The sequence below is a fragment of the Paraglaciecola polaris LMG 21857 genome (assembly GCF_000315055.1).
Taxonomy (GTDB): Bacteria; Pseudomonadota; Gammaproteobacteria; order Enterobacterales; family Alteromonadaceae; genus Paraglaciecola; species Paraglaciecola polaris.
On sequence record NZ_BAER01000145.1, the window covers coordinates 1 to 20,957 of the forward strand.

Below are 20,957 nucleotides of genomic sequence, written 5' to 3' on the forward strand. Positions count from 1 at the left end.
AGGTTAATATTAATATTGGCATTTGTTTCGAATGCCCTATACGCCAACGTGTGCAGTCAGTTTGGATGTCCAACGGGAGCACCTGGCAGTAATGATGTGATAAAGCGCTCGATTTACACCTTGAGTAACAATCAAAACAGCAAATTTGCTGACTGGGCCGCGTATGTGGTTTCACCGCTCACAATTGACGGACCAAGTCGTTCTCGAAGCTGGCGCTCAGATCCCGAAATTGCCAAACAGTACACGTTAGAAACGGCTGATTATAAAGATGCCAATGCTCTTATTCGTACCGATCGAGGGCATCAAGTGCCTCTAGCAAGCGTTAGTAATACTGATGACTGGCGCACGACTAACTATCTTTCCAATATTACACCGCAAAGCTCAAATCTAAACCAAGGTCCATGGGTCAGATTAGAAACGGCAGTGCGAGATTTGGCACGAAAGGGGAATACTGTTTATGTGGTAACAGGGCCTTTATATGAAAGCTTTTTTGCCATGTTACCAGGCGCGGATGAACCCCATATCATCCCCTCTGGCTATTTCAAAATAGTCGCGACTATTAGTCATGTTGGTTTTATTAAGGCGTCAGCCTATGTGATGGAACAAAACAGCGCCCGCGCCGATAATTACTGTACCAAAGAAGTCACGATAGACAACATAGAAAGTCGCAGTGGGTTGAATATATTTCCCATGCTGACAAGAAGTAAGGAGTATGTACTAGAAAGCCGTTTAGGAGGCTTAAGCCTAAGCTTAGGGTGTTAACTCAAATGCCAGACACATAGCAAGCTGAGGTTTTAGGTGAATGTGGGACAGCCTAAAAAACAAACTAGTCTGAGCTTATTCGTTTTCGTTAAACCGGCCGACAATCAGCTCTTCTACGGCGTCCATAGCAAGCTGAGCGTCATTACCTTCTGATATCACTTGTATTTCTTTACCCTGGCAGCTTTCCAGCATCAATAAGCCCAAGACACTGCTGGCTGACGCGCTTTTATCACCCTGCACTATGGTAACCTCAGCGTCGAACTGGTTGGCCAATTTGACCAGTTGTGTGGCGGCTCTTGCATGTAAACCCAGCTTATTAACAATCAGTAAGGTTTTCTCCAAGCGTTCACTCATCGGTTTAGCTCGCGATGACGGATTTGCACATCTGGGTGTGATGTACTGAACGTTTTTGCTAGCATTTCAACCACATATACTGAGCGATGTTGCCCGCCAGTACAGCCGATAGCAATCGTCACATAACTGCGGTTATTACGCTCTAAATGTGGTAACCAAGTAGAAATCAAATTCTGAATTTGCCAGATAAATTTTGTGACTATGGGTTGAGCGCCAAGAAATATCTCCACTGGGGAATCAAGTCCGGTTAAATGCTTCAAATCGGGCTCCCAATGAGGATTTGGCAAAAAGCGTGCATCAAATACATAATCCGCATCTTTGGGGATGCCGTGTTTAAAACCAAAACTTTCAAACACCAATACCAAACGAGAACTCTTTTTACCAAGAATACGTTCGCGCACTAATTCAGCCAGTTGGTGGACTGATAATCTATCTGTGTCCAAGTACAAATCAGCGCGCTCAGCGATGGGTGCCAGCAATTGGCTTTCAGCTTGGATAGCACCTGACAGTGATTTGTTTTGTTTGGACAAGGGGTGTAAACGACGTGTCTCGCTAAAACGCTTGATGAGTACATCGTCACTGGCGTCCAAGTATAAGATCGTCATTTCCCAAGTGGAGGGTAAATAATCTAGTATCTCGACTAACTCATTGGGATCTTTGGGTAAATTTCGTACATCAATACTAACTGCTACCTGATCATATTCATCAACCACCGTATGGGTAAGGGTGGGCAACAAATTAACCGGTATATTATCAACACAATAGTAGCCTAAATCTTCCAGTGACCTCAATACAACGGACTTCCCTGAGCCTGAACGCCCACTAATGATAATAAGTTTCATATCAACTGAGTACCTGAAATAGTTCTTGATCGGTTGTGGCACTGCGCAAGTCTTTCAGCACATCTTTATCACTGAATCTTTTAGCAATCGCAGACAGTGTTTGTAAATGCTCTTTAGCTTTTTCTTCTGGCACTAATATGGCAAAAAAGATATCTACCGGCATATTATCAATAGCATCATACTGAACGGGGGGTTGACAAGTAACCAACACGGCTAACGTGGATTCAAGCCCCTTAATGCGGCCATGGGGCAAAGCTATACCGCCACCGATACCAGTACAACCCATTTTCTCTCTGCCACTTAGGCTGGCTAAAATAGTCGCCTGATCGACCTCAACAAGGTGCTGAGAGGCCACCTGACTAATGAGCTCTAAGATGCGCTTTTTACTGGAGCCCTGAACTGCGCACAATACGCAGTCAGGGTGAAGAATACTTGAAATTTCCATTATTTACCTGATGGGTTAATGGCGTTTAGCTTTCTCTTTATGCTTAATGACTTGCCGATCGAGTTTATCGATTAACCCGTCAATCGCAGCATACATATCGTTGTGTTCCATGGTGGCAAAAACATCTGCCCCATTCAAATGTATCGTCGCTTCCGCTTTTTGATTGAGCTTCTCTACATTGAGAATTACGTGAACATTGTTGATCTGATCGAAGTGTCGCTCTAGCTTGGTAAATTTAGTATCGACGTAATCTTTTAGTGAATCAGTAACGTCCACATGGTGACCAGTAATATTAATTTGCATATCGCCTCTTCCTTCTTTAATCAGCCTACAATAGGCTTTTTCGTTGGTTCGACGGGGGTATCATCAGAGATTCCCGGTATTTTGCTATTGTTCGCCTAGCAACCATAATGCCTTGATCGGCCAACAATTGAGCAATCTTGCTGTCGCTCAACGGCTTACTTGGTTTTTCTGCCGCGACCAGCTTCTTGATCAACGCGCGTATCGCCGTTGATGAACATTCTCCGCCTGTTTCAGTGGCAACATGGCTAGAGAAAAAATACTTCAATTCGAAAATGCCTCTAGGGGTATGCATGTACTTTTGGGTAGTTACACGAGAGATAGTAGACTCATGCATATCAACCATTTCAGCAACATCGTTGAGCACCATAGGCTTCATCATTTCAGGACCGTGTTCAAAAAAGCCCATTTGTTGTTGCACTATGCAGTTCGACACTTTTAATAAGGTATCGTTGCGACTCTCAACACTTTTAATAAACCATTTGGCTTCTTGCATATGCGAGCGAATAAATTGACTGTCGCTGGTGTTTTTTGCACCTCGGCTCATGGCTGCGTACTGCTGATTGACATTTAATTTCGGCAAGCTGTCAGGATTAAGTTCGACGGTCCAGCGGCCATTCTTTTTACTGACCGACACATCCGGTATGACGTATTCAGGTTCACCTTTAATTAATGCACTGCCAGGACGTGGGTTAAGAGTTTTAAGCAGGCGCATCACTTCCCGTAAGTCATCTTCTTTAAGACGTGATTTACGCATCAAAGTACGATAATCCTTGCTGCTTAGCAGATCAGCATATTCGCTTATCAACGTTTTGGCTTCTTCTAACCACGGGGTGTCAGGAGCAAACTGGCGTAATTGAACTAACAAGCATTCTTGTGGCGTTCGCGAACCAGAGCCAATAGGGTCGAACATCTGAATACGTTTGAGTACGCACTCGACCTCATCAAGTTCTATTTCTTCATCATCCATACTCGCCAATACGTCTTCAGCACTCATGGTCAAATAACCAGATTCATCTATGGAATCAATGATTGCCGTTGCAATGGCGATATCTGTTTCACTAAAATGAGTTAAACGCATCTGCCATAAAAGGTGATCTTGGATATTATCCGTGGTTTCGCCTTGAAAAATTTGTTCATCGTCTCCCGCAGCACCACTTGAGATGCTCGATGCTGGGGCAGAAGATGCACTGATATATTCATCCCAAGTGGTATCCATAGGTAAATCTTCTGGAATATCATTTTTCTCTAGGGCTTCACTGGCATCTATGTTGTCACTACTCGTATCAACGACTTCGTTACTTTCTTTTGATGCTGGGTCCAGTGAATTATCGTTAAGTGCACTGTCGCCAGATTCTTGGTCAGTAGGCTCTTCTATCTCCAAAAGCGGATTCGAATCCAAGGCTTCTTGAATTTCTAGCTGTAAATCGAGCGTAGACAACTGTAGCAAGCGTATAGCTTGCTGCAGTTGCGGAGTCATAGTGAGTGATTGACTAAACTTTAATTGTAAAGAGGGTTTCATTTACTTCTTTATTTTGTCCGTTGCAAACTGATTAATACGCTGTGGTTGATTCGATAACATTGTAAATATCATACCAAGCGCCTGAGTATTATCTCGATAAAATGAGCAGCTTTTCCAGTCTAACTATAGCCTGAATTGTTCGCCTAGGTATACATCTCTTACACGTTGATCGCTTAATACTTCTTCTGCCGTTCCGGAAGCGATAAGTTCACCGTGACTCACTATATAGGCCTTCTCACATACATCGAGTGTCTCTCTAACATTGTGGTCAGTTATCAAAACACCAATACCACGGTCACGCAAATGTTGAATAATTTTTTTAATGTCATTCACTGAAATAGGATCAACACCAGCAAAGGGTTCATCGAGTAAAATAAACTCAGGGTCAGCTGCTAACGCTCTAGCAATCTCGACTCGTCTACGCTCACCGCCAGATAAACTCATGCCAGCGCTGTTTCGAATATGGTTAATATTAAACTCATCCAATAATGAATCAGCTTGCTCTTCTCTTTGCTCTGAGCTGAGCTCTTTGCGCGTTTGCAAGATAGCCATTAAGTTCTGATGCACAGTCAACTTACGAAAAATAGATGCTTCCTGTGGTAAGTAACCAATTCCCAGCCGGGCCCGCATATGCATGGGCTGAAGCGTCAAATCTTGCTGATCAATAGAAATTTGGCCTTTATCCAGTGGCACCAGCCCCACAATCATGTAAAAAGTGGTCGTTTTACCGGCCCCATTTGGGCCTAATAATCCGACGATTTGGCCAGTTGAGACCTCAAGACTGACATCCCGTACGACCTGACGAGATTTATAGGATTTAGCCAAATGGGTAGCTTTTAACGTGGCCATTATGGATTTACATCCTGTTTAGGCTGCTCTGCTGGGTTGACGATGTTATTTTCCACAGGCTTTTTCTCGTTATCTGCCGCCGATTTTTTTGATGGTTGGAAAATAGTAATCACTCGCCCACTTTTTTCACCTTCACCTTGGGCGACAATTTGCTCGAGTTCCATATTAAAGACAATAGACTCACCTTTTACACTGCTATTATTTTGCTTGAGTTGGGCATCACCCTCTAGCGTTAGGGTGCGTAAATCACGACGATATTCGATTCGATTTGCCGACGCTTCAATACTGCCACCTTGCTCTTGTTGTTGAGTGTATTTCGCCGGCTTACCAGTGGCGATAAAAATTTCATTTCCTTCACCCTTACTGGCATCCACTTCCACTTCATCTGCGTATACGTTCAAGCTACCTTGATTAATATGCACATCTTCTCGGAAAATAGATTTTTTAGTTTTACCATCGCCAAACTGAAATTTCGAGTCCACTTTTATGGCTTGCGTAAAGTCCTCTTTGCCGGCCAAGCTCATTGGGGAAAACGTCAATGTTGCTAAGGCAACTAAGCTAAGGCTGAGGTTGATAAATGGTTTGCACATGATCAAGTAACTCATATTGTTGGGTGGTTAAATTGGCTCTAAAACCGTTGCTGTTAATCACATAGTGCTGACCAAATATTTGTACGGGCTGGTCAGACTCCATGGTTTTGTCGATCAAGTTTATTTCGATGAAATCCGTGCGAATGGTGCGAGCAAATCCTTGCTCATCCTGATTGCGTATCTCGACATTATTCTCTAATTGAATCCGATTGTCTTCATACAAAGTACCGTCTTTAGCCGACACTTGCCATGGAGACGTCTGAGAAGCAACAAATATAGTATATTGAGGCTGCTTAAATAGCGTAAAACCGAGCATATCAAAGTGCTCCATCTTAGTGGCGAACACTTGATGGCTTAAGCGACCGTCTTTGTCAAACAAGGTACTTAACATTTCGCTCGCTTGATAGTTGGGTTGCCAAGCTGTCTCAGTTTCAGTTTGTGGAGTTATGTCCTCATCCGCCAACCAATCAGGTAAATTGGTTGCAATGACTAAGATAAACAGTAAACCGATACTGAGCGTAACGCGATTCATATGCTAGTTCCTGTCACTTTATTTAGCTTACCTTTTGCGTGCAGTATTAAATCACAAACTTCACGCACGGCGCCAAAGCCACCGTTAATCTGGGTAATGTACAGGGCTTGTTTTTTCACAAACGGGTGAGCGTCACTGGTGGCTATCGCAATATGACTCAAGTCAAACATGCCGATGTCGGGCATATCATCACCCATTGATGCGGTGGCTTCTTTACCTATTTTGAGCTCTCGTTGCAGCGCAGCAAGTGCGGTATCTTTAGCTTCGCATCCTTGAATAATATGCTTTACGCCTAAAGCGGACATCCTTTGCTGGACGATTTTCGACTCACGCCCAGTAATAACGGCAACGTGAACGCCAATATTCATTAACGCTTTGACACCAAAGCCGTCTCGGGTATGGAAGGCTTTGAGTTCCTCGCCAGCATTCCCCATGTAAATACGCCCGTCGGAAAACACCCCGTCAACATCACAGGCAAGTAACCTAATTCGTGAAAATTTATCCATCAAAGACGAAGATTTGCAGCCGTAAAGTGTATTGATATCACTCATTAAATGACCCCCGCAGCTAACAAAGTCTGCATGTTAATTGCGCCAACTGGCAGATGTGCTTCATCAACGATGAACAATGAGCTAATTTTACGTTTTTGCATGACATTCAACACTTCCGCGGCAAGCGTTTCTTGGGAAGCGGTAATGCAATTGGCTGTCATCACGCTTTCAATACTTACGGTATGAATATCAACCCGTGCATCGAGCACTCTGCGTAAATCGCCGTCCGTGAAGATGCCCAACAGATGCCCGTCATCAGCGATGATACCCGCCATGCCCATTCCTTTCCGAGAAATTTCGAGTAACGCCTGACTGATCGTTTGCTGAGTCGTTACCAATGGCAGCAACTCACCTTTACACATAATATCTTCTAGCTTAAGCAGCAACTTTCTACCTAATGCGCCACCAGGGTGCGAAAGGGCGAAATCATCCGGTGTGAATCCTCTTGCATCGAGCAAAGCAACAGCCAAGGCATCTCCCATCACGAGAGTAGCTGTCGTGCTTGCGGTAGGAGCAAGCCCTAAAGAACAGGCTTCTTTTTCAACTTTAATGCACAGGTTAACATCAGCATATTTACCCAGTGAGCTCTGGGGGTTGTTAGACATGGCAATAATAGCGATCCCGCGGCGTTTGACTACGGGTAACAATGCTAGCAACTCAGTGGTTTCTCCTGAGTTAGAAATGGCCAACAAAACGTCTTGTTCTGTTAACATGCCTAAATCGCCGTGGTTAGCTTCCCCCGGGTGCATGAAAAAAGCCGGTGTACCTGTGCTCGCTAACGTAGCGGAAATCTTATGGCCTATGTGCCCGGATTTACCCATACCGCAGACCACGACTTTGCCTTTACAATTTTTCATTAACTCACATGCGGCGACAAAATTTTCGTCTACGTATTGGGTAAGTTGCGCTATTGCTTGCCCTTCAATTTCCAGCACACGCAGAGCTGATTGAATGTAATTTACCTGACTCATACTGAATTAGCCTTGGTTAAATACGAAGTATTGATAAGCAACGAAACATCCTAGAAACGCCAAGGCTTCAAAACGATTAATCCGTCTTGTACCTCGTAAATTAAAGCAAAAGATCACTAACAAAAAGCTTAGCCCGAGCATGGTGTAAATATCACGACTCGCGGCATCAGGATCGACAGGCCCTGGGGCAATCAAGCCAGGCATCGCCATTACCGCTAAAATATTGAAAATATTCGAACCAATGATATTACCCAGCGCTAAATCGTCTTCCCCTTTTAACACACCAGCTATACTCGCGGCCAATTCAGGCAAACTGGTACCAATAGCAATAATGGTCAAACCGATCACTAAATCGCTTAAGCCAAAATGGTGGGCAATTACCACAGCCGAATTAACCATGAAGTGGGCGCTTAGCGGTAACAAGACTAAGCCCACTAATAACCAAATAACTGCTTTTTTAGTTGGTACTCCGTCAGGCACTTCGTCATGCGTTTCTTGCTCTAGTGGATCACCTTTTTCCATGTGATAAGACATCCAAGCCAAACCACCTATGGTGAAAAAGAATAAAACAAACAACACTAGACCTTCACTCAGAGACAAATATAAGTCAGCTAAGAAATATGTCGCTAATAACGACACTGCCAACAAAACGGGCATTTCTCGCTTTAACGTAGTGGATGCAACCGTTAATGGTTTAAGTAACGCTGTTAAGCCTAAGACTAAGGCGATATTGGTAATGTTTGAGCCAATTGCGTTTCCTATAGCGGTATCTGTATTGCCGCTTAAAGAGGCGGTTGCCGAAACCATAATTTCCGGTGCAGAGGATCCCATGGCCACTATGGTTAAACCGATGATCATCGGCGAAATGCCCATATTTCTAGCCAGGGCGGATGATCCGTATACGAATCGATCTGCTCCCCAGCTCAATACCACTAACCACAACAAAAATAACAATGCTTCAACTATCACGAAAACTCACTTATTTTTTAACCAATACCCAATTGTCGCAAAAAGCACTGCCTTTGCCTATTGATTGTGTGACAAATAAAACGGCCCATTACAAATAAGAATGAACGATAATTATTCTATTCAGGTCTTCTAGTTAATGCTTTAAGATCTGATTTACCCTACCCTTTGTGGCATTGGGCGCTATGTTCGAAAAATACGAATATAACTTGTTACTTTTTGGCTTTGAGGTTTGCTCTTGAAAAAACGTATAATGCCGCCAATTAACCTCCCCCAGATAGTAAGTATTTGGTTCATCTGATAGGAAGACAATAGGCTTAATGGAAAATTTGCTAGAAATAGACAACCTAACCTTCTCTCGAAGTGGTCGTATTATCTATGATGATATTTCGTTGCGCATCGTAAAGGGGAAAACCACGGCGATTATGGGCCCAAGTGGTATAGGTAAAACCACTATGCTGCGTTTGATGGGTGGCCAGCTAAAACCTGACAGTGGAGATATTCGCTTTAAAGGTGAGTCTATACAAAGCATGAGCCGCAACCGCTTGTTTACCGTTAGACGCCAAATGAGCATGTTATTCCAAAGCGGCGCACTGTTCACGGATATGACGGTGTACGACAATATTGCGTTTCCGTTACGGGAACATACAAAGTTATCCGAAGCAGAGATTAAAACCTTAGTACTGTTAAAATTACAGGCCGTTGGTTTACGTGGTGCAGCAGATTTAATGCCAGCTGAACTGTCTGGTGGAATGGCGCGCAGAGCAGCCCTTGCCAGAGCAATAGCGCTGGATCCTGAGCTAATCATGTACGATGAACCCTTTGCAGGACAAGATCCGATTTCAATGGGCGTATTAGTCAAACTAATCAAAGCATTAAATGATGCTCTACAACTGACAAGCGTGGTAGTCACCCACGACGTCACAGAAGTACTTACCATAGCAGACTATATTTACATTTTGGCTGAAAAGAAGGTAATAGGCAGTGGTACACCAGAGCAAATCAAGCAAAGCGATTCGCCTCTTGTGCAACAATTTTTGAAAGGACACGCAGATGGTCCAGTTCCCTTTCATTACCCCGCCGACGAACTTGAACTTACCTTTTTAGGAGCGAAATAGATGCAGTGGTTGGCGAATATCGGACGTAGCGCAATCGACACAGTCGGTTCGTTTGGCCGGGCGTTCTTAATGTTAATGGGGGCGATTATCGCCAAACCCCAGTTAATAAAAAACACCCCTTTAACCATAAAACAGATATATGTAGTCGGTGTTCAGTCACTGTTAATCATAGTGGTCTCAGGATTGTTCATTGGAATGGTCATGGCATTACAAGGTTATACTATATTAGTCGGCTATGGCGCTGAAGGCAGTCTGGGCCCAATGGTAGCCCTTTCCCTATTGCGAGAATTAGGCCCCGTTGTGACCGCCTTATTATTTGCTGGGCGCGCAGGGTCAGCCTTGACCGCGGAAATTGGTTTAATGAAGGCGACTGAGCAGTTGAGCAGTTTGGAAATGATGGCAGTGGATCCCCTGCGACGCGTGGTTGCTCCACGGCTATGGGCGGGTATTATTTCTATGCCTATGCTAGCAATAATTTTCAGCGCGGTCGGCATATTAGGCGGCCATATCGTCGGTGTGGATTGGTTAGGCGTCGATGCAGGCAGCTATTGGTCTATCATGCAGTCCAGTGTCGACTGGAACAAAGATGTGGTGAACGGCATCATAAAGACAGTTGTGTTTGCTTTTGTTATCACGTGGATAGCGATATTTAAAGGGTACGATGCCATTCCCACCTCAGAGGGGATAAGCAAGGCAACCACTGAAACCGTGGTATTTTCATCTTTAGCTGTGTTAGGACTGGACTTTATCCTAACCGCATTAATGTTTGGTATAGAGTAGGAGTATAAGAGTAATGTCCTCACGGAAAGTAGAAATTATGGTTGGTTTGTTTGTGGTATTAACCATAGCAGCCGGTTTGCTAATAGCCCTTAAAGCGGTTAATCAGGGCATGTCTAGCGGCACTGACACCTACACTCTGTATGCCAAGTTTGACAATATAGGCGGCCTTAAGGCCCGCTCGGCAGTAAAAGTCGGCGGCGTAACCGTAGGAAGGGTCGATAGCATCAACCTAGATTCTGATGGTTATACACCTGTTGTTGCCCTTAAAATTTCGCAACAGTACAACAAATTTCCTGAGACAAGCTCGGTATCTATTTTGACCTCGGGTTTATTGGGTGAACAGTATGTTGGTTTTCAGCCGGGTTTTAGTATAGATGGCATTGCCGATCTCGCAGAAGGTGATTATATTTCAGACACCAAATCTGCACTCGTCTTAGAAGACTTAATAGGTCAATTCCTGTTCAGTAAAAATGATTAATTTATAACTTTTGGATTTTAAATACCCTATGAAACAATTAAGCCGAATATTTAGCGCTGCAATCATCTTGATTTTTAGCGGTGTTGCCACCGCTGAAGAAGTGAACCCTTATAAGTTACTGGAAGATGTTGCGACAGAAACCTTCGATCGCATAAAAAATGAGCATAGTGAAATTCAGAAAAACCCTGAAATTTTACGCGATATTATTGAGCAAGACTTGCTACCGCACGTTGACTATAACTTTGCCGCACTAAAGGTCTTGGGTAAACATTTCAGAACGGTTCCAAAAGACAAAATACCTGAATTCATTCAAGTTTTTCGTCAATATTTAATTACCACTTATGCCCTAGCATTGACCTATTACAATGGCCAAGAAGTGGTATTTCAACCTATGCGTGACACTCCAGACGACAATACAGCAACCGTTCGAGCGGTAGTCAAAGAACCTGGCCGTCCAGATATTAAAATTTCGTTCAAGTTACGCAAGAACACGAAAACCAACGAATGGAAGGCCTATGACATGGTCGCCGAAGGGATCAGCTTGTTATCGAGCAAACAAAGTGAATTTGAGTCTATTTTACGCCAAGACGGCATTCAAAAAGTGATTGATATTATGAAAGAAAAAATTGCTCAGCCTATTACCCTTGAGCAAAGCAAAAAGGAAAACTAAGTGAGTGTAAGCACGTCACAGATCACGGTCGAGAATCCCCAAGGTACCCCTGAGTGTTTCATACTCAAGGGGCGCCTCAATCGTGAAACGATCCCGAGCTTCTGGCCTAATAGTTTGCAGCAGTTGAAAAATGCAACATCGAGTCAAAAACCGCTTATTCTAGACTTTGGGCATGTTGACCATATAGATACGGCAGGCCTTGCATGGTTAATTAATTTAATACGTGACGCTAGAGGGCAGAATATTCAATTCAGTGTGGTCAATCCCCCAGAGACCCTATTAAATTTAGCTAAAATAAGCGACGTTGACGGCTTTTTACCGTTACAATGACCGTTTAATCTTAATATTAGGAAAGCTATGCAAAATTCTGAAATCGAACAGTTACTCATCGAAAAACTCGGTTTAGCTGAAGCCCATGTAACTGGTGATGGTTCTCACTTCCAAATTATTGCGGTGAGCGATCAATTTGAAGAAATGAGCCGAGTTAAAAAACAGCAGTTCGTTTACGCCCCGTTAAGCGACATTATTGCTCAAGGTACGATGCACGCCATTTCGATCAAAACGTTTTCTGAAAAACAGTGGAAACGAGAACGTCTTCTCAATATGCCTCAGTAAACTGGTACTCTGTGCAGACATTATTCTGCGCAAGAATTCACCCTGTCGTACAATTCATAAGAGCAATTTCAATGGACAAACTACTTATTAAAGCGTCGAAGCCTTTACAAGGCTCAGTACGTATTTCCGGCGCTAAAAACGCGGCATTACCTATTTTAATGTCGAGTATTTTAGCCGACTCTACTTGCTACTTTGATAATGTACCAGAGCTAAGAGACATCAATACCAGTCTCGCCCTATTGGCTGAATTAGGCGCAGATGCTAAGCGGGTTTCTGGCCATTCAGTAGAAATTGATCCAAGTTCAATTAACAACTGCAACGCCTCTTACGATTTGGTTAAAACCATGCGCGCATCTATTTTAGTGCTGGGACCATTATTGGCCAAATATGGTGAAGCCAATGTCTCCTTACCCGGAGGTTGCGCAATCGGCGCTCGCCCAGTGAATCTGCACCTGCAAGGGTTGGAGAAAATGGGTGCTAAAATTGATGTTGAAGCAGGATATATCCGCGCCAAGGTAGAAGGTCGTCTAAAAGGCGCTAACATATTTATGGATATGGTGAGCGTAGGCGCTACAGAAAACCTAATGATGGCAGCTTGCTTAGCTGATGGCGAAACCGTGTTAGAGAACGCCGCCAGAGAACCAGAAATTGTCGACTTAGCCAACTGCTTAAATGCTATGGGGGCTAAGGTCAAAAATGCGGGCAGCGACAAAATTCGCATTCAGGGTGTTGAGCGCTTGCAAGGCTGTCGTTATACCGTGCTACCCGATCGTATTGAAACAGGCACGTTTCTAATTGCTGCGGCTGTGACAGGTGGTAAAATCCGATGTGAAAATGCGGCTCCTGAAACCCTGGATGCCGTTTTAGATAAACTGGTAATGGCCGGCGCTGTCATCACAACAGGCGAAGATTGGGTTGAGCTTGATATGCAGGGCCATACGCTGAAAAGCGTAAACATCAAAACGGCACCACATCCAGGTTTTCCAACCGACATGCAAGCTCAATTTGTCGCGTTAAATTGTGTGGCGGAAGGCACGGGCGTAGTCACTGAAAATATTTTCGAAAACCGCTTCATGCATGTACCGGAACTCCAACGTATGGGAGCCAAAATAGATTTGGAAACCAACAGCGCTGTTTGTCACGGAGTATCTAGCTTAAAAGGCGCCCAAGTGATGGCAACCGATTTACGTGCATCGGCTAGTTTGGTCATTGCTGGATTAGTCGCGGAAGGGGAAACTATTGTCGATCGAATTTATCATCTAGACCGTGGCTACGAGCACATAGAAACAAAGCTTAATGGCTTAGGCGCTAATATACAGCGTATCAAATAACCTAAACATTAGAACAGCTTGGTATTTTAGCGCACCGTCAATCGATACACTAAAATAACAAGCTATTCTGACCTGTTATGGTGTACCGAGCTCTGCCACTACAACCGTTAACGTCTCTAATTTACCACCACGACTCACTTCTACTTGTAGCTCAGATCCAGGTTTGGTTTCCGCAATAAAGTCCAAGGTCTGCGTAACACTATCAGTTGGCTGACCATTAATCGCTAACATCACATCATCGGTTTTGATACCTCCGCGATCAGCAGAACTGCCAGGCGTCACACTAGTGATCAAAATACCTGAACGGCCGTAAACCTCCGCCGCTCCAACGCCTAATTGACCCCGTGTAACCCGGCCATTCGCCACAATCTCATCCATCACTTTCTTCGCTAATCCATAAGGGATAGCAAACGACACACCATCGACTTCTTTGACTCGGCGTTGACTATCTAAGGTCTTAAAATTAGCATTATTAATACCAATTAAATTACCGTTGCTATCAATTAAAGCTCCACCTGAGTTGCCTTCATTGAGCACGGCATCCATCTGAATGAAATCAAAATACGCAGCTAGCCCGTTACGCCCAACACGGCTAACAACACCTTGAGTAATGGTTTGACCTAAATTATAGGGGTTTCCTATGGCAAGCACTAAGTCGCCAACACGGGTATCTGGGTCGGCTAATTGAGGAATAACATGTAAATTATCTTCGGCTACTTTCAACACGGCTAGATCCGTATAAGGGTCATAGCCAATAATTTGTGCCTCAGCTCTACGACCGTCTTGTAGACCAACTAAAATGCTATTAGCGTTCGCGATTACATGTAAACAAGTCAGAATAAGACCATCTTCGCTCATGATCACGCCAGAGCCTAAGCTAGTACGCTCAACCGCTTGGCTGCGATTATAAATACTGCCACTCTCTATCGACTGACTGTAAATATTGACTACCGCAGGGCCAGAAACATTAACCGCATGATTAAAGCTAAGCTTATCGGACGTTTGCCGGACGGGGTTGAACATCGATAGATTTAAACCGCTACCGTGGCGAAGATCAGGCACCAGAAGGAGTATCACCCCGGAGATGATGACACCGACAAAAGCCGATTTAATCAAAAAAGTTAATGAATCTTTCAAGGGACCTGCTAATAAAAGCTTACTTATCAGAGGTTAAGAATAACACTGTCGGGAAAGAGTTAATAGCAGCCCATCACCGAGGCTGCTATTAAATCGATAAAACTAGCGGATTACTAAATAAAGAGTCGACACTCCGCGCTTAACATTGAGCGCAATGACTCCTTTTGATTCATCAAGGGCATTACGTAAATCCATTACGTTGTCGATTTTATGACGATTGACACCAATAATCACATCACCATCTTGCAGACCAATCAATGACGAAGGTGAACGAGCAATCAATTCCGAAATAACCACTCCATCAACGCCCTGTTGGGTTTTACCGTTGGTTAACGTTGCGCCTTCCAGAGCAGGATGGATCTCTTTTGCCGCCACAGTGCTTTGCGTAGCATCGCCTAATACGACTTGTACTTGCTCTTCTTTACCTTTGCGTAACAAGGTCAGATTGACTTTAGTACCTGCGCCTTTACTACCAATTTTAGCCCTAAGCTCTAAAAAGCTTGTTACCGGACGGCCTTCGATTTCAATAATGATATCACCGGCTTGAATACCGCCTTTATCTGCTGCTGAGCCTTCAGAAACTTCACTTACGAAGGCTCCACGGCTCACATCCAGATTCATTGCTTCCGCTAGACCGGAGTCTACGTCCTGCCCGAGGATACCGAGCAAACCTCGGCGTACTTCACCGAATTCAATAATTTGATCGACCAAGCTTTTCATCATATTTGCTGGGATCGCAAATCCGATACCGACGTTGCCACCATTAGGGCCAAAAATCGCGGTGTTGATACCCACTAGTTCACCATTGAAGCTGACCAATGCACCGCCCGAGTTGCCACGGTTAATTGCGGCGTCGGTTTGAATAAAGTTTTCGTAACCACCAATGTTTAGGCCTGAACGACCCAATGCACTAACAATACCTGAGGTCACTGTTTGGCTCAAACCAAAGGGGTTACCGATCGCTACGACGAAATCACCGACTCTTACTTTGTCAGAATCCGCGAGTGGAACCGCAACTAAGTTCAGGTTATCCGTTTCGATTTTCAATAATGCGATATCGCTTTGCTCGTCAGCGCCAAGTTTTTTGGCTTTTATTTCACGGCCATCATTCAGCTTAACTGTGATTTCATCGGCATTTTCGACTACGTGATTGTTGGTCACTATGTAACCTTTATCTGCATCGATAATAACGCCTGAACCTAACCCTTTGAAGGGACGCTCTTGCACCTGCTCTCCGTTGCCGCCGAAAAAACGACGGAACATTTCAGGTACTTGTTGGCGGGAAACTTGTGTGCCTTCCACTGAGATAGTGACTATCCCCGGTGTGGTTTTTTCCAACATGGGAGCCAAGCTTGTGACGGGTTCATTATCACTTGAAAAAAATGGCAAGGCAGCGTTTGCTGAACCAGCAATCATTAAGCTTGCCGCAAAAACACAACTGGTAATGGCAGTGCGGTTAATAACTTTACTCATTTAACGATAACTCCATGGGTGACTAATTAGCTTAAATAAACACAACAAAGACTGCTGGCTTCTTTAAAAAGTTCCCAGCAAAATTTTTGTTAAGTTATTTCGATTGCTTTTCAGGAGTAGTGCCTTCTGTTCCACTAAACAAACCAGAACTCTGATTTGAAAAATCCAGCGGCTGCACATCAGCACTGTCTTTAACACGCTTTACGGTTTGCTCTTTATGCTGCAGAAAAGGCGAAGCATGCTCACCGAAAAAACTAACGTTACTGCCCTGAGCGTCAATATTTAAAAGCTCCAAGGACTTTTCATAACTGTCTATATTCCGATTCAACACTTGGCATTGTTGCTCAAGTTGAGCAACTACTTTGCGGCTTTCTGCTACGTGTGAAAACGACTGCTGAACCAAAACGTCTTTCAACGTCTGTTCCTTTTGGCTGTCTTTTGACGATTTTGCGCTATCTAGGTAGACATATTTTGCAACAAAGAAACCAATCACCGCGCCAACCAGCACTAAAACCACACCAATTAACCAATCCATATTTACTCCAATAATAAGGTTGTGAAAGTAACATTCGCTTAAAATGCGTAATATCACTCAACTCTACAATAGTCAGCGACAAAAATTTATAAACTATGCACTGCTTGCTGCGCAAAAAACGCCATGTTTTGATATTATACCCCCTGCCATGCATTTATGCGGTCATTAAATTTGTATTCAATACCTCAACATCTTCTGTATCGTAAATTTTAAGGTTATTCAGTTAAAGGAAAAACACGCCTAATGTCAGCCTCAACCCCTTGGCAAAAATATCAACAAGACTTACTGCGCGAAGACTTCCACTCAGATCCCGCGCAAGCCAACGCTGTCAAGCAATTACAGCGTTTGTTCGACGAGCTTGTCGAGCCAACACGTGAGCCGAGCCTGTGGACCAAAATAAAGTTTGTTATTGGTCAAAATCCGCAAAAAAGAGCCATTAAGGGCTTATATTTTTGGGGGGGTGTTGGTCGGGGCAAAACTTATCTAGTCGATACCTTTTATGACTGCCTACCCTTTGAAAAAAAGGTACGTGTGCACTTTCATCGATTTATGCATAGAGTACATGAAGAATTGAAGACCCTTGGGGGGAAATCCGACCCACTAAAGATTATCGCCGCTAAGTTTGCCAGTGAAGCCAAGGTCATCTGTTTCGATGAATTTTTTGTTTCGGATATTACCGATGCGATGATTTTAGGCACCCTGATGGAAGAAATGTTTGCCCGAGGAATTGTCCTTGTCGCTACATCTAATATCATTCCAGACGAGTTGTATCGTAATGGCTTGCAACGCTCGCGTTTTCTGCCTGCCATTGAATTAATTAATCAAAATACCCAGGTTGTGAACGTAGACAGTGGAATTGACTATCGGTTACGTACCTTAAAGCAAGCCAAGATCTATCATTACCCGTTAGATCAGTCTGCCACCGAAAATCTATCCACCTATTTTAGCCAGTTGGCACCAGAAGAATGTCAGCACGATACCGCGATAACCATAAAAGGCCGCCAGATCCCTACGTTGCACAGCGCGGAAGGCGTCGCTATGTTCGAATTTAGAGCTTTGTGTGATGGTCCCCGTAGCCAAACCGACTACATGGAGTTAAGCCGATGTTATCATTCAATTTTACTGGCCAACGTTGAGCAAATGGGACAGGTAATCGACGATATCGCCCGACGTTTCATCGCCATGGTAGATGAGTTTTATGAACGTAACGTCAAACTCATAATGTCAGCGGAGGTTCCATTAGAAGATCTTTACACCGAGGGAAGTTTGAACTTTGAATTTCGTCGCTGCCTAAGTCGTTTAAAAGAAATGCAATCCCACGATTATTTAGCGACTGAGCATCTACCATAAACGAACCCGTTGAACGAGTCATAAGCCCGTGAAAGGGTTTTGTACAATTTGCCTGTTTATCGGTAAAATCTCGGTCATATCATTATATTTGTATAAAAAAAGAGAACATTAATGGGCAGAAAGTTTGAAGTACGTAAGGTTTCCATGGCAAAAACTGCCGGCGCTAAAACCAAAGTCTATTCAAAATACGGTAAAGAAATATATGTCGTCGCTAAAAACGGCGGCCCTGATCCACAGGCTAACCTGTCATTGCGTCGCTTAATCGATAAAGCCAAAAAAGATCAGGTTCCTAGTCACGTTATTGATAAAGCCATTGATAAAGCCGCTGGTGGCGCAGGCGAAGATTTCACTCCCGCACGTTACGAAGGCTTTGGTCCCGGTGGTTGTATGGTGATTGTTGACTGTCTAACAGATAACAATAACCGCACCATCACAGATGTGCGTAACTGCTTTACTAAGACAGGTTCTAAAATTGGCGTTACCGGTACTGTTAGCCACATGTTTGATCATCAGGCTGTTTTTTCATTCCCAGGTAATGATGAAGATGCAGTATTAGAAGTATTGATGGAAGCTGATGTAGATGTGACAGAGGTAGAATGTGAAGACGGCATGATTACAGTCTTCGCACCGCACACCGAATATTACAAAACACGCACTGCGTTGACTGACCATAACCCTGAGCAAGAGTTTGAAGCAGAAGAAATCACCTTTGTCCCGCAAACTGAAAGCGCGGTTTCTGGTGAAGACGTCGCTATGTTCGACAAATTCATGGACATGTTAGAAGACTGTGACGATGTGCAGGACGTTTACCACAATGCCGTGGTAGAGCGCGAAGAGGAAGAATAAACCCCCTCAGCTAATTCAGAACAGTAAAGTTATCTTAAAACACCGTCAAATTGACGGTGTTTTGGTATCAACAATATCCTAGTTGCACCGAATCTGTTACAGCCTCAGAAATTATTGCGCTGCTAGCGCAACCATTTCATCTAACACACCTAGCAATAGCTTCGCGCCTGTACCCGATGCGATTCCATCAAATACATTCTCAACATTTTTACCTTGCTGACCGCAGGCTAAATCACTGATTGAGCAAATAACTACCCAATCAACATCATTAGCGGAGTAAACCTGCGCCACTGCAGCAGATTCCATTCCAGATACATCTGCGTTGAATACTCGGCGAATCCATTTTCGGTACTCTGCATTATCTAAAAACACTGAGCCAGTTGCACCATTACCACCTACTTTGACATGAATAGACTTGCCCGATGGCATCGCAACAAGACTCCCTTTTTCAACCGCTTTTTTAGTTAACTCGAGTAACTCTTTAGAAGCTGTGAAATAAGGCATCTGGCGGGGATTTCCCCGCGCTCTTTAATGACTGCCATTTATTCAGGATGAATAAAGCCAAAGTTCTCATAAACGGGTGAATGTGGGTCTTGTTTACGACGCTCTAAAAACGACGCTAAAGATTTTTCATAATAGTCAGTTAGTACACACTCACCGTTGTTTTCGGGATCGAGGTCAGGATTAACATACACAGACTCATCATGAAAATACCATCTCGCCGGAACAGCAATATCACCAGGAGTGAACTCGGTACTAATCGCCGTTGCAATCCCCATCATAATCACCCTATCAATAGAGAAGTAATCCAGCGCCAATTGCATCGTCATCCCAGCGATAAGCACGCTTATTGCGGTGGTAAAAATAACAATGGGCTTGCCTTTATAAGTACCTAATTGATATTTCCCTCTTGGAAGGTAACGGTTTCGTGGATCCTCGCATCTGCTAATTTAGCAATGGCTGTATCGATGGCTTTAATTTCGGGCTCGTATACTGCGACAATGGCCGTCCACTTATTCTTCACGTCAAACGCACGAGGACCATATTCAGTAGAGACATGTTGTGCATCGACAGTTGCACTGACAAATAAACTTGAGATAAAAGGAATACGTCACGTTCACACCTGTTGGGGGCGTATATGACAAAAACCTGCCAATACATATGCGTATTGGCATGCTAAAAAGTTAACGAAGGCGTTATTTTCCGATTAAACGTAGAAATTCATTGCGGGTGGCATCTGATTTACGCATCGCGCCTAACATCACTGAGGTCACCATAGAAGAGTTTTGCTTTTGTACACCCCGCATGGTCATACACATGTGCTTGCCTTCCATTATAACGCCAACGCCAGCAGCACCTGTCACTTCTTGAACGGCATCCGCTATTTGCTTGGTTAACCCTTCTTGGATCTGCAAACGGCGAGCATACATGTCCACAATACGTGCAAACTTAGACAGCCCTAACACCTTTCCTTTGGGTAAATAAGCGATATGGCATTGACCAATAAACGGCAATATATGGTGCTCACACAATGAATAATATTCAATATTTTGTATCACAACCATTTCGTCGGTATCGGCTTCAAATATGGCACCGTTTACCACGTCACTCAGGTTCTTTTGATAACCATTGGTCAAAAACTGCATCGCTTTCGCAGCACGTTTGGGCGTATCTACTAAACCACCCCGCTTGGTATCTTCACCTAAAATTGAAAGAATTTGCGAGTAATGGTGGGTTAAATCATCTGACATTAAATCTGACTCTGTAATAAAAAATAGACCGAAGGCGTTGAAGAACAGTTAACTTGAGGTTAGGGCTATACTAGCGCGCCATATAATCGTCGAATGATAGCATTTTCTTTGCTCTAGGATAAATGCCTGATGCCACATCTGTGTCATATTCGTTATGCCAAATCATCTCGTGTCATAACTAAGTAACCT

Annotated in this window: 25 protein-coding genes and 1 pseudogene; 10 read left to right on the forward strand and 16 right to left on the reverse strand. The window is 43.8% G+C overall.

Going from position 1 to position 20,957, the window contains the following annotated elements:
• Positions 1-6: 6 nt before the first annotated feature.
• Positions 7-762 carry a DNA/RNA non-specific endonuclease gene (locus tag GPLA_RS22680; protein WP_051997717.1) on the forward strand — a complete coding sequence of 252 codons (756 nt, stop codon included), beginning with the start codon at positions 7-9 and terminating at the stop codon, positions 760-762.
• A gap of 75 nt (positions 763-837) precedes the next feature.
• Here GPLA_RS22680 and GPLA_RS22685 read toward each other — a convergent pair whose 3' ends face one another.
• The 11 genes from GPLA_RS22685 to GPLA_RS22735 form a co-directional block, all read right to left on the reverse strand.
• Positions 838-1,116, reverse strand: a complete 279-nt coding sequence (locus tag GPLA_RS22685) for an HPr family phosphocarrier protein (RefSeq protein WP_007107380.1) — start codon at positions 1,114-1,116, stop codon at positions 838-840.
• On the reverse strand, positions 1,113-1,958 hold the full coding sequence (gene rapZ, locus GPLA_RS22690) for an RNase adapter RapZ (protein ID WP_007107381.1): 846 nt from the start codon (positions 1,956-1,958) through the stop codon (positions 1,113-1,115). The genes GPLA_RS22685 and rapZ overlap by 4 nt, the downstream gene beginning before the upstream one ends.
• A 1-nt stretch (position 1,959) precedes the next feature.
• Entirely contained in the window at positions 1,960-2,403 is a 444-nt protein-coding gene (ptsN, locus tag GPLA_RS22695) for a PTS IIA-like nitrogen regulatory protein PtsN (RefSeq protein ID WP_007107382.1), read from the reverse strand.
• A 15-nt stretch (positions 2,404-2,418) separates the two neighbouring features.
• Positions 2,419-2,706, reverse strand: coding sequence for a ribosome hibernation promoting factor (gene hpf, locus GPLA_RS22700; protein ID WP_006992775.1), 288 nt, complete (start codon positions 2,704-2,706; stop codon positions 2,419-2,421).
• 25 nt (positions 2,707-2,731) lie between these two features.
• Positions 2,732-4,225, reverse strand: a complete 1,494-nt coding sequence (locus GPLA_RS22705) for an RNA polymerase factor sigma-54 (RefSeq protein ID WP_007107383.1) — start codon at positions 4,223-4,225, stop codon at positions 2,732-2,734.
• A gap of 123 nt (positions 4,226-4,348) precedes the next feature.
• The gene (gene lptB, locus GPLA_RS22710; protein WP_007107384.1) at positions 4,349-5,074 is read right to left on the reverse strand and encodes an LPS export ABC transporter ATP-binding protein; all 726 of its coding nucleotides are present in this window, start codon (positions 5,072-5,074) and stop codon (positions 4,349-4,351) included.
• On the reverse strand, positions 5,074-5,592 hold the full coding sequence (gene lptA / locus GPLA_RS22715; RefSeq protein WP_040515795.1) for a lipopolysaccharide transport periplasmic protein LptA: 519 nt from the start codon (positions 5,590-5,592) through the stop codon (positions 5,074-5,076). The genes lptB and lptA overlap by 1 nt, the downstream gene beginning before the upstream one ends.
• Before the next feature lie 40 nt (positions 5,593-5,632).
• Complete coding sequence (lptC, locus tag GPLA_RS22720) at positions 5,633-6,196, reverse strand: LPS export ABC transporter periplasmic protein LptC (RefSeq protein WP_007107386.1); 564 nt, start codon at positions 6,194-6,196, stop codon at positions 5,633-5,635.
• Complete coding sequence (kdsC, locus tag GPLA_RS22725) at positions 6,193-6,747, reverse strand: 3-deoxy-manno-octulosonate-8-phosphatase KdsC (protein ID WP_007107387.1); 555 nt, start codon at positions 6,745-6,747, stop codon at positions 6,193-6,195. The genes lptC and kdsC overlap by 4 nt, the downstream gene beginning before the upstream one ends.
• Positions 6,747-7,718, reverse strand: coding sequence for a KpsF/GutQ family sugar-phosphate isomerase (locus tag GPLA_RS22730; RefSeq protein WP_007107388.1), 972 nt, complete (start codon positions 7,716-7,718; stop codon positions 6,747-6,749). Before GPLA_RS22730 ends, kdsC begins: the two co-directional genes overlap by 1 nt.
• A 6-nt stretch (positions 7,719-7,724) precedes the next feature.
• A complete protein-coding gene (locus GPLA_RS22735) occupies positions 7,725-8,687 on the reverse strand; it encodes a calcium/sodium antiporter (protein ID WP_040515792.1) in 963 nt (320 codons plus the stop codon).
• A 317-nt stretch (positions 8,688-9,004) separates the two neighbouring features.
• On the opposite strand from GPLA_RS22735, the gene GPLA_RS22740 reads away from it, so the two are divergent.
• The 7 genes from GPLA_RS22740 to murA all read left to right on the forward strand — a co-directional run bounded on the left by GPLA_RS22740 (position 9,005) and on the right by murA (position 13,676).
• On the forward strand, positions 9,005-9,802 hold the full coding sequence (locus GPLA_RS22740; protein ID WP_007107391.1) for an ATP-binding cassette domain-containing protein: 798 nt from the start codon (positions 9,005-9,007) through the stop codon (positions 9,800-9,802).
• A complete protein-coding gene (mlaE, locus tag GPLA_RS22745) occupies positions 9,803-10,582 on the forward strand; it encodes a lipid asymmetry maintenance ABC transporter permease subunit MlaE (RefSeq protein WP_007107392.1) in 780 nt (259 codons plus the stop codon).
• 13 nt (positions 10,583-10,595) lie between these two features.
• Positions 10,596-11,060 carry an outer membrane lipid asymmetry maintenance protein MlaD gene (gene mlaD, locus GPLA_RS22750; RefSeq protein ID WP_040515793.1) on the forward strand — a complete coding sequence of 155 codons (465 nt, stop codon included), beginning with the start codon at positions 10,596-10,598 and terminating at the stop codon, positions 11,058-11,060.
• A gap of 28 nt (positions 11,061-11,088) precedes the next feature.
• Positions 11,089-11,730 (forward strand): MlaC/ttg2D family ABC transporter substrate-binding protein, encoded by a 642-nt coding sequence (locus GPLA_RS22755; RefSeq protein WP_007107394.1) that lies wholly within the window; start codon positions 11,089-11,091, stop codon positions 11,728-11,730.
• Complete coding sequence (locus GPLA_RS22760) at positions 11,731-12,060, forward strand: STAS domain-containing protein (RefSeq protein WP_007107395.1); 330 nt, start codon at positions 11,731-11,733, stop codon at positions 12,058-12,060.
• 27 nt (positions 12,061-12,087) lie between these two features.
• Positions 12,088-12,345 (forward strand): BolA family protein, encoded by a 258-nt coding sequence (locus tag GPLA_RS22765; protein WP_007107396.1) that lies wholly within the window; start codon positions 12,088-12,090, stop codon positions 12,343-12,345.
• A 71-nt stretch (positions 12,346-12,416) separates the two neighbouring features.
• Positions 12,417-13,676: a UDP-N-acetylglucosamine 1-carboxyvinyltransferase gene (gene murA, locus GPLA_RS22770; RefSeq protein WP_007107397.1), complete on the forward strand. Its 1,260-nt coding sequence runs from the start codon at positions 12,417-12,419 to the stop codon at positions 13,674-13,676.
• Between the two features lie 75 nt (positions 13,677-13,751).
• Here murA and GPLA_RS22775 read toward each other — a convergent pair whose 3' ends face one another.
• From GPLA_RS22775 to GPLA_RS22785, 3 genes are all read right to left on the reverse strand, one after another.
• A complete protein-coding gene (locus GPLA_RS22775) occupies positions 13,752-14,813 on the reverse strand; it encodes a trypsin-like peptidase domain-containing protein (RefSeq protein ID WP_007107398.1) in 1,062 nt (353 codons plus the stop codon).
• Between the two features lie 102 nt (positions 14,814-14,915).
• The gene (locus tag GPLA_RS22780) at positions 14,916-16,286 is read right to left on the reverse strand and encodes a DegQ family serine endoprotease (protein ID WP_007107399.1); all 1,371 of its coding nucleotides are present in this window, start codon (positions 16,284-16,286) and stop codon (positions 14,916-14,918) included.
• Between the two features lie 94 nt (positions 16,287-16,380).
• Positions 16,381-16,821 (reverse strand): ZapG family protein, encoded by a 441-nt coding sequence (locus GPLA_RS22785; protein WP_007107400.1) that lies wholly within the window; start codon positions 16,819-16,821, stop codon positions 16,381-16,383.
• A gap of 243 nt (positions 16,822-17,064) precedes the next feature.
• Between GPLA_RS22785 and zapE the strand changes: the two genes are divergently transcribed.
• Together zapE and GPLA_RS22795 are read left to right on the forward strand one after the other, a co-directional pair.
• Positions 17,065-18,171, forward strand: coding sequence for a cell division protein ZapE (gene zapE / locus GPLA_RS22790; protein ID WP_007107402.1), 1,107 nt, complete (start codon positions 17,065-17,067; stop codon positions 18,169-18,171).
• 111 nt (positions 18,172-18,282) lie between these two features.
• Entirely contained in the window at positions 18,283-19,017 is a 735-nt protein-coding gene (locus GPLA_RS22795; RefSeq protein WP_007107403.1) for a YebC/PmpR family DNA-binding transcriptional regulator, read from the forward strand.
• Between the two features lie 111 nt (positions 19,018-19,128).
• Here GPLA_RS22795 and GPLA_RS22800 read toward each other — a convergent pair.
• Positions 19,129-20,125, reverse strand: a pseudogene (locus tag GPLA_RS22800) (5'-methylthioadenosine/S-adenosylhomocysteine nucleosidase family protein).
• An 88-nt stretch (positions 20,126-20,213) separates the two neighbouring features.
• Entirely contained in the window at positions 20,214-20,768 is a 555-nt protein-coding gene (folE, locus tag GPLA_RS22805) for a GTP cyclohydrolase I FolE (RefSeq protein WP_007107404.1), read from the reverse strand.
• Positions 20,769-20,957 lie beyond the last annotated feature (189 nt).